The organism is Mesorhizobium sp. M4A.F.Ca.ET.020.02.1.1 (assembly GCF_004022645.1).
Classification (GTDB): domain Bacteria; phylum Pseudomonadota; class Alphaproteobacteria; order Rhizobiales; family Rhizobiaceae; genus Mesorhizobium.
Genome location: NZ_RZOI01000009.1, coordinates 14,714 through 28,274, shown reverse-complemented (window position 1 = coordinate 28,274; position 13,561 = coordinate 14,714). Strand labels below are relative to the sequence as shown.

Annotated in this window: 6 protein-coding genes; 5 read left to right on the top strand and 1 reads right to left on the bottom strand. The window is 63.4% G+C overall.

What is annotated here, in order from left to right; translation table 11 throughout:
- From EN742_RS01720 to EN742_RS01700, 5 genes are all read left to right on the top strand, one after another.
- Positions 1-410, top strand: a 410-nt coding sequence (locus EN742_RS01720; protein ID WP_128332338.1) for a phage protein Gp13 family protein, incomplete at its 5' end; no start/stop codon positions are given.
- 10 nt (positions 411-420) lie between these two features.
- Entirely contained in the window at positions 421-912 is a 492-nt protein-coding gene (locus EN742_RS01715; RefSeq protein ID WP_245492235.1) for a hypothetical protein, read from the top strand.
- 162 nt (positions 913-1,074) lie between these two features.
- Positions 1,075-3,177: a D-alanyl-D-alanine carboxypeptidase family protein gene (locus tag EN742_RS01710; RefSeq protein ID WP_245492234.1), complete on the top strand. Its 2,103-nt coding sequence runs from the start codon at positions 1,075-1,077 to the stop codon at positions 3,175-3,177.
- A gap of 130 nt (positions 3,178-3,307) precedes the next feature.
- Positions 3,308-10,621 carry a hypothetical protein gene (locus EN742_RS01705; RefSeq protein ID WP_128332335.1) on the top strand — a complete coding sequence of 2,438 codons (7,314 nt, stop codon included), beginning with the start codon at positions 3,308-3,310 and terminating at the stop codon, positions 10,619-10,621.
- Positions 10,622-10,689: 68 nt separating this feature from the next.
- Entirely contained in the window at positions 10,690-13,383 is a 2,694-nt protein-coding gene (locus EN742_RS01700; RefSeq protein ID WP_128332334.1) for a hypothetical protein, read from the top strand.
- A gap of 1 nt (position 13,384) precedes the next feature.
- Here the strand turns inward: EN742_RS01700 and EN742_RS37785 are convergent, their stop codons facing one another.
- Complete coding sequence (locus EN742_RS37785; protein WP_189375123.1) at positions 13,385-13,552, bottom strand: hypothetical protein; 168 nt, start codon at positions 13,550-13,552, stop codon at positions 13,385-13,387.
- Between the last annotated feature and the right edge of the window lie 9 nt (positions 13,553-13,561).

Sequence of the window (13,561 nt, the reverse complement as noted above, 5' to 3'; positions counted from 1 at the left end):
GGCGCATGCGCGCGGCCGATCGCGAGGAGGTGCTTGCGGCCTCTGGTAACACGCCTGCCGCTGCGCTGATCTTCTCGCTGCGCAAGTCGTCGCACGCATGGACGGCGATGATCGACGGCGTGCCTGAGGTCATGTTTGGCGTCGGCGATCTCAATGTTCTTGCCGGTGTCGGCGCGCCCTGGCTGCTCGGGACCGATGCCGTAGAAAAGCACTATGTCCATTTCCTGCGCTCGTCGGTCGGGTTTCGGGACCAACTATTGCGGCGCTATGCGGTGCTCAAGAACTTTGTCGACGTGCGCAACCGCGCCTCGATCCGCTGGCTCCGCTGGCTGGGCTTCACGCTTTCCGATCCGGTCGAGTTCCGGGGGCATGAGTTCCGGCTTTTCGAACTGAGGTCCGCCGATGTGTGATTTGTCAATGATGCTGACGGTCGGCTCGACGCTGCTCGGCGCGGCCGGCTCGGTACAACAGGCCCAAGCGACATCGGCTGCGAACAAGTACAACGCCAAGGTCCAGGATATGAACGCGCGCCTCTCCGAGCGGAAGGCGAAAGATGCGCTCGATCGCGGCGTTCTGGAGGAGCAGAAGAAGCGCCAGCAAGTCGCCCAGATCAAGGGGCAGCAGCAAGCCGCCATGGCCGCTAACGGCGTCGATCTCACCTTTGGCTCGCCGCTCGATACGCTCGTTGACACGGCGACCATGGGCGAGCTTGACGCGCTGACAATCCGCACCAACTCGGCGCGCGAAGCCTATGACTATCGCGTCGACGCGGTAAACAAGCGCTCCAGCGCCACGATGAGCCGCATGGCGGCATCCTCGGCGAGCACGGGCGGATATCTCGACGCGCTCGGGACGGTGCTCGGCGGCGCTGGCAAGGCTTACGGCCAGTACAAAGAAAGCCTGATCCAGTGAGGATGAGACATGCCTACCGTTCCCGCCTATCAGTCTGACGTTTCGCTTCGCCCGATCTACCGGCAAGACCTGGACGCCAACGCGACGCCGGAAGCCTTCGGCGCGGCGGTCGGGCGCGGCATGCAAGGGCTCGCGGCTGGGCTCAATCAGGCCGGCGACGCCATGGCGCGCGTCAAGGAGCTTGAGGACGTCGCCCGCGCCAAGGACGCGGACAACGCCTATTCCGACTGGCTGCGCGAAAGCATGTACGGCGACAACGGGTTTATGACCCTGGAGGGCCGCAACGCGATCGACGGGCGCAAGGCGTTCGAAGACGCGGCGGCTGCGAAGCGCAAGGAGTTCGGCGCGAACCTCACTGGCGGCGCGGCCCGCGCCTACGACACGGCCTCGCAATCGCGCCTGCAAGGCGTCTATGGGCAATCGATCGTTCACACGGCGAGCGAGCGCAAGTCGTGGTTCAAGGATGCGTCGTCGGCCCGCGTCCAGACCTTCGCGAATGACGCCCTGGTCAACTTCAACAATCCGAAGATGGTCGCCAAGAACATCGCGGCCGGCATCATGGAAATCCGCGAGACGGGCGCGCTCCAGGGCTGGGACGCCGACACGCTCAAGCTCAAAGAGGGCGAATACTCCTCGGGCGTTCACAAGAACGTAGCGCTGCGGATCGCCGCGACCGATCCGATCGCGGCCGAAACCTACATGAAGGCAAACGCCGACCAGATGAGCGGCGCGGATCAGTACGAGCTTAGCAACTCGCTCAAGACCGAACTGGTCCAGGAGAAATCGAAGCGCGAGGCTGAGGCGATCCTGTCGGGCGGTCGCCAGTCGTCCACCTCGGCGGAACCGGCCCAGCCGGCGAGCGGTCGCAGCCTCGGGCAAGCCGGCCCGACGCGCGCGCGCGCCTTCCTCCAGTCTGTCAGCAACAAAGGCCCGGCCTCGGTCGACAACCTGGATGACAGTTTCGCCACCAATCTGGCGGCGATGATGCAGGACGCGCCGCCCGAAATCCGCAAGGGCCTGGGCATCTATTCCGGCTATCGCTCGCCCCAGCGGCAGGCGGAGCTTTTCGGCGCGGCGGTGAAGAAATACGGCTCGGTTGCAGCTGCGCGCCGCTGGGTCGCTCCTCCCGGCCATTCGCAGCACAACGCCGGGCACGCGGTCGATCTGTCCTATGGCGGGCAATCGCTCTCGCGCGCGCCGCAAGAGGTGATCGATTGGGTGCATGAGAACGCCGGCAAGTATGGCCTGTACTTCCCGATGAAGCATGAGCCCTGGCATATCGAGCCGATGGGCACGCGCGGCACGCGGGCGTTCTCCAGCACGGTCGCGCCCAGGAACAACACGATCGCGCCGCGCTCGGTCGCGCCGTCCTTTGACGATATCGAAAACCGTCTTGCGGGGATCGCTGATCCCGACGTGCGCGACGCGACGCGCAAGCGGCTCTATGCCGTCATGGAAGCCCAGAGCAAGGCCCAGGAGCAAAGCGAGAAAGCCGCCAAGGCCGAACTGTGGAAGTACATCGATCAGGGGCAGACGCCCGATCAAGTGCCGATGGAAGTTCGGCAGGCGGCGGGCATGGCTGCGGTCTCTGCGGCCTGGAGCTATCAGGAAACCGCCGCCAAGGGCCGCGCGGTCGACAGCGATCAAACGCTGCTCTATGACATGCGCCGCTACGCCGCGACCAATCCGACCGAGTTCGCCGGCTACGATCTCAACGATTACCGCGATCGTCTCTCGAAAGAGGACATCAAGGAATTGACCGGGCTCCAGACCAACGCGCTATCCGATCAGCGCAAGGCCAAGGAGGATGGGCTCAACATCACCAGCGCGTTTTCCCAGGCTGACAGCCAGCTTGCCGCCGTGGGCATTACCACGACCGGGAAAGAGGGGAGCGAGCGCGAAGCGGCTGCTAAGCGCGTCGCCGAATTCCAGAACCAGTTGGCCTCCCAATTGGAGGAGTTTAAACGGCAGAACCAAAATCGGCCGCCGAACCAGCTCGAAATTCAGTCGATGATCAACCGGCTCCTCTTGCCGGTCGTGATCAAGCAGCCTGGGGCCTATTGGGGTACGAACGAAACGGCGGGCTTCGTGTTCGACGCGGCGAAGCGCCCGGATGACGCGACCGTCGATGTCGTCGTGAAGTACACCGATATCCCGATTGATCTGCGGCGAGGCATTGCCACCGATCTGGAAAACCAGCTTGGCCGCAAGCCAAGCGAGGAGGAGGTTGTTCAGCGGTATGAGGATTTCGTTCTGAACCGCTAGAACGCTCTCAGCATCAGGCCAATTTGTGCCGCCAACCAAATTCCAAAGAGGATCAGCGCCGCCGCGTTGATGGTCGATCTATTGACCGTCGATCGGTCTTGCCCGTCTCTCATTGGAGTGCTTCCCCTACATGGATACGATCGCGGACTATAATGCTTGGAAAGCCAAGCAGCAACAGAGCGGCGTAGGCGCGGCCCAAGTCGTTCTCGGATCGGTTAACGAACAGCCCGATCAAGCGGCCGGCGACATGCATCTTGCGAACGAGTTCGGCAAGGTGACGGGCAATCCGGTGCCGCCGCTGCCTATGGTCCGCGAATATCGCAATCTCTTTCAGCAGAAGATCGAGGAGAGCAGGAACGCAACGATCCTGTCGACTTCGCCGAAGCTGACGGACTGGCTGCGCAATCCCGACAACGCGACCGTGGCGCGCGACGATCTGCAAAACCTGTCGTGGTTCGAAGGCTTCGGGCGCGGCGCTGTCAACACCGCCAAGCGCTCTGGTGATCGCCTGTCCCAGATGGGCAATCAAGTGATGCTCGAACAGACGGCGGGCCGCGCACGCGACCGGGATATGTCGTTCGGCCAAATCCTCCAGGACGAGCGCACAAGCTCGGGCCTTAAGGACATGCAGGGCAACCCGCTTGAGACCTGGACGGGCGGCGAGTATCTGGGCGCGTTCGCGCGCTGGGTAGACGCTCAATATGCCGGCGCGATCGGGGCGGACGACGCGGCGGCGGCAACCTCCTTCGCTGCCGGCGTAAAGGCCAGCCAAGAAGCCATTGTGGCAACGCCGAAGTCCGCGACCGCGCAAGCCTTCGAAAAGGCTGCGATGGTCAAGGACGCGACGCCCGGCCAAGCGGTAGCCAATTTCGGGACGGCGTTCCTGCGCAACCCGGTCGGCGGCTTGTCCTGGGCGCTGGAAACGGCTGGCGAGAGTGCGCCGCAACTGGCGGCGGCGCTGGTCGCTGGGCGTATCAGCCCGGCCGCTGGCGTGGCTGCGCTCGGCGGCGGCTCCTACGCGACGGAACGCTACACCGCGCCGGCTGACTTCCTGCAAGAAAACGGGATCGACCTTGGCAAGCCTGAGGACGTGCAACGCCTGCTGAGTGATCCGAAGATACTGAACGACGCGGCAAATCGCGGCGTCATTCGCGGCGTCGTCGTCGGCGCGTTCGATCTGCTGTCGGGCGGGCTTGCGGGCAAGGCGCTTGCTCACAATCCGTTTGTCGAGGCGATCGCCCAGGGTGCGCAGCAAGCCGTCCTCGGCGCGGCCGGCGAGTACACGGCGCGCGTCGCCTCGGGACAGTCGATAGACTGGAACGACATCATCGCTGAGGGCGTCGCAGAGATCGCGACAACGCCTATCGAAATGGGTGCGGCCGGTCGCGAGTTCGCGGCGGATCGGCGCAAGGCGAAAGCCGCTGAGGGGACGGCGGCAAAGCTCGGCGAGATATCGGCGAACGCCCAGGCGTCGGCGCTGCGCAATCGCTCGCCTGACACGTTCCGCCAGTTTGTAGAGGCGGCGACGGCGAACGGCCCGGTCGAGAACGTCTATATCCCGGCCGATCAGTTCCAGACCTATTTCCAGGGGATCGGCGTCGATCCTTACGCCCTGGTCGAGGAGCTTGACGGCGTGAGCCGCGACGATCTCGACGTTGCCCTTGCGGCGCGCGGCGATCTCAAAATCCCGACTGCCACCTATGCCGCCAAGATGGCCGGTTCCGAGCATGACGCGTTCCTCATGGAGAACATGCGGTTCGATCCGAATGAGTTCACGGCGGTCGAGGCGCAGCAATTCAATGAGCGCGTGCAAGACGCGCTCGATGAAGCCTGGGCGGCAGCGGAAGACGCCCGCATTGATGAGGAAACCGCGCGCTCTCACGAACAGCAAATCTATGACACGATGGTCTCGCGGCTGCGCGAGGCCGGCCGGTCGACCGACGTTGCCACCAATGAGGCAACGCTCTATCCGGCGTTCTACCGCGTCATGGCTGAACGCTCGCGCCAGACCGTCGAAGACTTCATGAAGGCTTATCCGCTGCCCCAGGTGCGCGGCTCGCTGCCTGAGGGAATGCAGTTCCGCGACGTTGACGCGTTGAACCGGACGCTCGCGGAAGCCCGAGCCCAACGCTCTGCCGGTCTCGACAAAGGGCCGTCGCTGTTGGAGTTCATTTCGGACTATGGCGGGATCAACGATATCGGCGGCGATATCAAGGCGATGGATGCCGCCTCGATCAAGCGCAAGGGCAAGAAGACGCTCAAGATCGCGCGCGGCGCGCTGGCCGGCGTGCGCGACATGTTCGCCCAGGCGGACGGCAAAAAGCACGGGCTGGATGACGTGGCCCAGGCCGCGATTGAAGCCGGGTTCTTGGCGAACGATCCGGTCGCGACCGAATACCGCAACGCGGTCAAGGAAGGGCGGCAAGTGCCGAACATCGGCAAGGCGATGCTCGATGCGATCGGCCGCGAAATGCGCGGCGAGACGGATCACGCGGTTGCCGTCGACGCAGCTGCGGCCGATCACTCCGCCCAGCTTGATCAGATTGAGGCTTACCTCAACGGCCTGGGCGTCTCGCTCGATGACGATGACGCGGCGATCCGTCAAGCGATCGAGGCCGATCAGGCGGAGCCCGGCAAGCAGTATGGGCAACAGTTGGAGTTGTCGTTTGATGCTGCGCCTGCCACGGAAAGCGAGGCGTTCAAGGCGTGGTTCGGCGATAGCAAGGTGACGAACGAAGACGGTTCGCCGCAAGTCGTTTATCACAACGGGCATAAGGATTTCGAAGTCTTCGACCGCATGGCGAGCGCCAAGCGCTTCGAACTGTCGTTCAACAATCTCGGCATCTGGTTTTCTAGCCGGGCAGACAAGCAGGGCGGCGCGGGCATGTACGGCCCGAAGCAACAGGCGGTTTACCTGTCGATGCAAAAGCCGCTTGTCATCCACGGCCATGACACGCGAGAGCTTGCCTTAGCTGGCGGTGAGGATGCCGCGTGGCGGAAATTCTGGAAGCTCTACGGCAAGCTGACGGACGAGAGTTCTTCGCCGGCCGTGTCCAGGAGCGGGTTCCCCGTTCGCGAGCCCCAGAGGACGGCGCGTCGCGATCCCGAGCCTATGCGCCAGTGGCTCAAGGAAAACGGCTATGATGGCCTGATCCTGCGCAACACCTTCGCGGACAGCCCAACAGGTGAGACTAAGCCGCAAGACATGTTCATTGCGCTGGAGCCCGAGCAAATCAAGTCGGTCGACAATCGCGGGACGTTCGACCCGGCCGATCCTCGCTTCCTGTTCCAATCCGGCGACGTGCGCGGCAACCGTGGCGCAATCCAGTTCCCAGGCGGCGGCGTCGGCAATGGCGACACGATCGTTCGCCTGTTCGAAAGCGCGGACCTGTCGACGTTCCTGCACGAAAGCGGGCACTACTTCCTGACCGTGCTGCGCGATCTCGCCGACAAGGGCGAGGAGAGCGCGGCCGGCGACATGGAGCGCGTCAAAGCGTGGTGGGGCGACAATGCCGACGCCGTGGCAAAGGACGGCATGCGCGTCATGCCCGACGTTGCCTTGACGGCCGACGACGTGAAGGCGGCGCTTGCCAACGGCACCACGGGCGACCTGATGAAGGACGCCGCCGTTGATGTCGGCATGCAAGAGCAGTGGGCGAGGGGCTTCGAAAGCTACCTGATGGAGGGCAAAGCGCCGTCGATCGAACTCCGCGGTGCTTTTGAGAAGTTCCGCGCGTGGCTGATCTCGGTCTATCGCCGGCTGGCCGGGCTCAACGTCAACGTCTCGGACGATCTGCGCGAGGTGTTCGACCGCATGATTGCCTCGGACGATGAGATTGCCAAGGCCAAGCTCGACGCCGGGGATCGAGGGCAAGTGTTCGCCACGGCCGAAGAAATGGGACTGACGCCCGGCGAGTTCGCCGCCTTCCTCAAGCTGCGTGATCAGGCTGAGGATGACGCCAAGGCGCGGCTGCTGCGCGAGGCGATGGCTCCGGTGAAGCGCGCGCAAGAAAAGTGGTTCAAGGACGAGCGCGCCAAGGTTCGCGAGGAGGTCGAGCGCGACGTAAACACCTATCGCTATTACCGGGCGCTGGAATGGATGGGCAACCGCCGTTGGTGGGGACCGGACAAGCCGGAAGGCATGCCCGATATTCGCCTGTCGAAAAAGGCCCTGGTCGACCGCTACGGCGAAGGCGTCTTGAAGACGCTGCCGCGCGGCATGCAAACGGTCTACACGGTCGACGGCGGCTTTGATCCCGATGAGGCGGCGGGCTGGTTCGGCTTCGATAGCGGCGACGAGCTTGTCCAGGCGCTCGAAAAGGCTCCTCCTCGCAAGGAGGCGATCGACGCCGAAACGGACAAGCTGATGCGCGATCGGCACGGCGACGTGCTGAATGACGGCTCGATCGAGGCGGCGGCGATGGAGGCAATCCACAGCGACAAGCGCGCGGAATGGATCGCGGCCGAACTCAACTCGATTGTCGATGTGGCCGGGACCGGCGTCGGCATGAAGGCCAAGGAAGCGCGGGCGACGGCGCGGCTGTCGATCGCCCGGATGCGCGTCCGCGACGCGGTGAACGCGAACCGCTTCCTCGCCGCCGAACGCAAGGCTGCGAGCGAGGCGGCGCGCCTCGGGGCGATCCTGGCTCGAGAAAAGGTTTGGGTCGACAACGCGCGCCGACGCATTGAGACCAAGGCGCGCGCCGCGTCCAAGGGCAAGGTGTCGTCTGATGCGGTCGCCTCGGCGATCGACGCCCACAACGCGAAGTTCGAAACGACGCAATCGACGTTCACGGTTCCCGATCGGCAGGCTGTCAGCAAGTCGGGCAACGCGTTTACGATCAAGGGAGGGGAGCGCACGGCAACATCGCTCGGCTACAACGATCTGGTCGCGAAGCTGATCGATACCAAGCGCGCCCAGCTTTACAATCACGCGCTCTACATGGAAGCGCGCGCCGTCGCCGATGAGGTCGAGAAGGGCGAGAACTTCGTTGCCAAGCTCGGCAAGAAGTCGACGCGCGAGAGGATCGCGGGCGCTGGCCGGCGCGAGAACGCCCAGGTGGACTATCTGAGCGCGATCGATGAAATCCTTGACCGCTACGATTTCCGCAAGCTGAGCGGCGCGGCTGAGAACAGGCGCGGCGCGCTGAACAACTTCGTCGCCGCAATGACGGCCATGGGCCGCGAAAACGAACTCGCCATTCCTGAGGCAGTTCTGAGCGATGCGGGACGCCGGCCCTACAAGACCTTGCCGGTCGAGGAGCTTCGCGGCGTGATCGACACGCTCAAGAACCTGGAGCACATGGCGACGCGCTGGAACAAGCTGATCGACGCGCAAAAGCAGCGTGAGCTAGAAGCGGTCAAGACCGACATTGTTGCGGCCTTCGACAAGAACCTGAAAAAGCGCCCGCCCGGCCGCGTCGCGACCAAGGGCGAAGCGGTGCGCCATAAGGTGCGCCAGTTCTTCGATCTGACGCTGAACGCGACGACGCTGCTGCGCGAGATCGACGGTTTTCAGGATCAGGGCGCGGCCTATGCCAACCTCAAGACGCCGATCGATGAGGCGATGAACCGGCTTATCGTGCGCAAGGAAAAGGCGGCGACGGACCTGGAAGGGCTCTATTCGGTCTATGACAAGGCCGAACGCCGCCGCATGGCGGTACGCGAGCATATCCCGGAACTCGGCTACGCGCTTTCGAAGTGGGAGCGGATCGCGGTCGCGCTCAACCTGGGCAACGATGGCAACCGCTCGCGGCTCACCGATCCGAAAGTTCGTGGATCCTTTTCTGAGGCCCAGATTGCGGCGGTGCTCCAGGGGCTCGACGCTCGCGACGCCGATTTCGTGCAATCGGTCTGGGATTACGTGGCGACGTTCAAGGATGGCATCGCTGCGCGCGAGCGCCGGGCCACGGGCGTTGAACCGAAGTGGGTCGAGGCGTCGCCGGTCGAGATCGCCGGCAAGACGTTGAAGGGCGGCTATTACCCGCTCAAGTATGATCCGCGCCTGTCCTCGCTCGCCCGCGACGATGCCGCCCAGGACATTGCGGCGTCCCTCCAGGCCGGCCGGTTCGGCAAGGCCCAGACGCGCCAAGGACACCTCAAGGCGCGCGCGCAATCCTCGGGCCGCGATGTCGAGCTTGATATGTCGGTGCTGCACCGTCATGTCAATCAGGTGATCTATGACCTGGAGCTTAGCGAGCCGGTCGCGAACTCCTGGCGCATTCTCCAGAGCGACGATGTGCGCTCGGCTTTCATGGATGCCGGCAAGCAGGCGGATTTCGACGCGCTGGAAATCTGGCTCAAGGACGTGGCGGAAGGCGAGTTGAAGTCGGCCGATCTGGTCGGCGTCGCGGCGCGCACGCTGAAATCGAACTTCACCGCTGCCAAGCTCGCGTTCAACCTGTCGACGGTCGCGCTCCAGGTGGTCGGCCTGTCTCAGTCGATGGTCGTTGTGGGCAAGAAGGATATGGCTGTAGGCATCATGCACGCGGCCAAAAATCCGATCAGCGCCGCGCGCGATGTCGCAGCCAAGTCGCCGTTCATGGCGTCGCGTCAGACGACGTTCAACAAGGATATTTTCGACTTTTACAACGACCCGAAAACGGGGCCTGTCGCCTCGCGCTGGGGTGAGATCAAGTCGGAATATATCGGGCCGCTGGCGTTCTGGCTGATGACCAAGACGCAATGGCTCCTCGCGGACGTGCCCACGTGGCTTGCCGGCTATCGGCAGGGCTTGCGGAAGTACGGCAACGATGAGGCCAAGGCCATCGCGCACGCTGATGACCTGGTGAAGCGCGCCCAGGCTTCCGGCCTGTTCTCCGATCGCTCGGCGATCGAGCGCGGTTCGGTCTCGCGCACGGCGAGGCAAAACGATGTCGTGCGGCTGTTCACGGCCCTGGGCTCATACATGTTCGCTAAATTCAATGTCGCCTATGAGCGCTCGGCCAAGGCCAAGCGTTTAATCGCAGAGGAGGGGATTTCGGCCCGATCGGCGCAAGAGGCGATGTCGTGGACGCTGGACATGGCTTTCCTGTTCACGCTGGAGGCGGTGATAGGCGCGGCGATCAAGGGGCAGTTGCCCAGCGGCGACGACGGCGAGGACGATGACGGCTGGCTGAAATTCCTCGCCAAGCAGACGGGCTTTTCTGTCATGTCGACCATCCCAGGCGTGCGAGATATCGCCGGCCCGCTGCAAGGCTTCGACGGTGGCGGCTCCTATGGCGCGATCACCAAGGAGATCGCGACGCCATTCCTGGAGGCGGCGAAGTCGGCCGACAAGGGCGAGGTGCGCAAGCAATTCGTCAAGTCGATCATCAACGCGACCGGCCTTGCGACCGGCCTGCCGGCGACGCAAATCAATCGCGCGGTCGATGCCGGCTGGCGTGACGCCCAGGGCAAGGACGTTTCGCCGCTCGAATATCTGCTTGGCAAGATGGGCAAATAGCCGGCCGAAGTTCTAGCGGGCAACCATCGCTCCCTATCGTGCCCTCAAATCCATGAGGACACGATAGCATGACGATCCCGAGCGCAACTAACCGTTCCGGCCCATACAACGGGAACGGGGTCACGACCGTTTTCGACTACGATTTCAAAATCTCGAACGAGAACCATATCAAGGCGATCCGCACCGATGCGGACGGCACCGAAACGATCCTGGCGATCGACGCCGACTATGTTGTTTCCGACGTTGGAAACCCTGCGGGCGGGCAAGTCGCGCTCACCGCGCCGCTTGCTGTCGGCAAGACGCTGCTGTTCCTTCTCAACGTGCCGTTCACTCAGGAAACGGACCTGGAGAACCAAGGCCCTTACTATGCCGAAACGGTCGAGGCGGCGCTTGATCTGGCTGCTCAACGCGATCTCCAGTTGCAGGAACAAATCTCGCGCGCGGTGATGATCCCCGCGTCCGAAGACGCCGCCCAGCTTAATGGCCTTGTCAACGATATTCTGCGGCTCGCGGATAGCGCCGACAACATCGACACCGTGGCGGACAATATCGATGCGGTGAACGACGCTTCCGACAACATGGCGGCTATCATCGCTGCGCCGGCCCAGGCTGCGGCGGCGGCGGCGAGCGCTGCGGCGGCAGCTGCGGATCGCGTCCAAACGGGTCTTGACCGCACTGCGGCGGCTGGATCGGCGGCTGCGGCGGCGGCAAGCGCTGCGTCCATCAATCTGCCGGCGATCGTCGCCGACACCATGCTTGTGGCCAATCCAGCCGGCACCGGCTATCTGGCCAAGGCGAAGGCGGACGTTCGCAACTTCCTCGCGATCCCGGTCCTCTGCGCCGACGTTGCTGCGGTCCAGGCTCTTGACATCACCAAGGACAACAAGGGCGCGATCATCTGGAATGCGGGCCTGCGCAACGGGCGGCTCAACTGGAGCAGCGCCAACCTTTCCGCCCAGGTCACGGCCGATCCCAATCAGTACACCTATATCGCGCCGGCCAGTGCGCCCACGGGTGCAAGCGGCGCGTGGGTCTACGATAGCGGCCTGTTCGTCGGCCAGTTCCCGACGCCGGCCATTCGTTCCGAGCGCTCCAAGATGCAGGACTATTGCGATCTGCGCGATTGGAACGGCCTCGATCTGACCGGGGTCAATGACAATGCGACCCTCATGCAGGCGGCAATGAATGCTGTGGCAGGAACCGGCAACGCCCTTAACGTTCCGGCAGGAACGATTGCGTTGGGATCGCAGATGACATGGCCGGCCGCCTGCCACATTAAAGGCCCCGGCCAAGCCGGGCGCGAGTTGAACGGCGCGTTCGCGCGTTTCCACATCGCGCATACGGGCATCGGCTTCAAGACCACCTCCGAGAGCATTTCGGACGGCGCGGGCTCGTCGGCGCGGAGCATGAAGGGCGTGAACTTCAAGCGCACTCAGCCCGCGCTCGGGGTTGGCTGGGCACCAACGGCCCACGGCTACGATGTGCAAATCATCGGGTGCTACGATGTCGCCGTTGAAGACTGCATGTTCCTCAATCCGACCAACATGCTCCAGATCGTGGGCGATGCGGCCACCTCTCGCGGCGCTGGACGCGTGACTTTGCGCAACCTCAAGGGACAGCCATTCCGCAAGGGCATCGACGCCACGAATGTCTATGACGGTTGCTTCTTTGACGCCATTCACCTGTGGCCGTTCTGGTCGTTTGACGCCAACGTTACGGCCGACATGCAGGCCAACGCTACGGCCTTCAACTTCGGCCGGTGCGACAATCTCGATCTTGGGCGCATGTTCGCCTACGGATATCAGCTTGGCATGGGCGTCTACCAACAGGCCGTCGTTGGCGCGATGCCGGGCGGGTCGTGCAACTATCTGGGGTGCGACACGATGTACACGGACGGGTGCACCACGGGCCTGCTCGTCACGGGTGACAACGTGGACCTGTCGTTCAATAGGTTCATCCAGGCCGGCATGACCTCAGGCCCAACGCAGAGCATGCGGTTCTTTGGCAACAATGGCCGCGCGTTCTTTAGCAGGCTGAGCGCCATCCGGAGCAATTCGTCGGCCATCTACATCGACGGCGGCGTTGGCAATCTTGTCACGGTCGTTGACTATGACAGCCTCAGCATCGATGCCGACGCGACGGGAGACGCGGAATTCCTCGTCGTCGGGGCGACGAACACCTTGCGGCTCATGAACCCGCCCAAGACCTCGGCGGCGACAAAGTACGGTGGTAGCGGAACCATCGTCACGGGCGACTTTGATACAGGCTATCGTTCCGTTCTCTCGGCCGATCGGGCGGGCGCTGATGTCGCCACGGCACAAAACGTCTTCGCTGCTACTGAGGATACGATCACGCTGCTGGCCGGAACCACTTACGAGTTCGAAGCGCAGTACATGATTTCCAGGGCTGCGGGCACCACGTCGCACACCTTCGCGACCCTGTTCGGCGGCACGGCTACGTTCACCTCGATCGACTATCTGGCTGAGATCGTCAACCCGACTGGCAACGTTCTGGCGAACCAGCAATCCCTACACGCAACCGCCGCCACTGCGACGGTGCTGACTGCTGCGAACACGTCGGCCACGGAGTACATATCTGTCAAGCTCAAGGGCGAAATGCGGGTCAACGCGGCCGGAACCGTGATCCCGCAATTCCAGTATTCGGCCGCTCCTGGCGGCGCGCCGACGATCAAGCGGAATTCGTTCTTTAACATCAAGCCGGTTGGAGCCGGGGCGATGGTCAAGAATGGGCCTTGGAGCTAGTTCACCACAGGGCTTTGTTGCGCGCCGCCGTATCGCCACGGAACAAGAGGCGCAACTCCAGGGCTTTGAACGCCCTGGTCGGCGCGATCGTCATTACCCAGACGATCGCGGCGAAGGCGATGACGATAGCGAGAAAGATCGATTCGGCGATGATGCGAACTATAGTCATTACTTGGCC